Annotated in this window: 1 protein-coding gene; it reads left to right on the top strand. The window is 69.5% G+C overall.

All coding sequences use genetic code 11. The annotated features are described in order from the left end of the window. Positions 1-262, top strand: a 262-nt coding sequence (locus tag OEB96_RS00120) for a hypothetical protein (RefSeq protein ID WP_266213342.1), incomplete at both ends; no start/stop codon positions are given.

The raw sequence follows: 262 nt of genomic DNA, 5'->3' as shown, positions 1-262 counted from the left end.
TTCGATGCGCTCGCCCAGCGCGCTCGGCCCGACGCGGACGAGAGGCTCGCGTTCAACCTCGCGGTGGACGAGTTGGTGCTCGCCCAGGAGGCGGATCCCGAGAACCTCGCGCTGCTGGAAGAAGAGGTTGCGCTGATCGAGCGCCATGAGGCACGGCACGGGGCTGTGTCACCTGGGCTGGCCAAGGAGCTCGCGCGGGTGACGGACAGGCTCGAGGAACTGCAGCCGAAGGAAGAGACCGCGAGCGCCGAGCCGACCGAGC

The organism is Paraliomyxa miuraensis (assembly GCF_026337845.1).
Taxonomy (GTDB): domain Bacteria; phylum Myxococcota_A; class Polyangia; order Nannocystales; family Nannocystaceae; genus Paraliomyxa; species Paraliomyxa miuraensis.
This window is presented reverse-complemented; position numbering and strand designations above follow the sequence as displayed.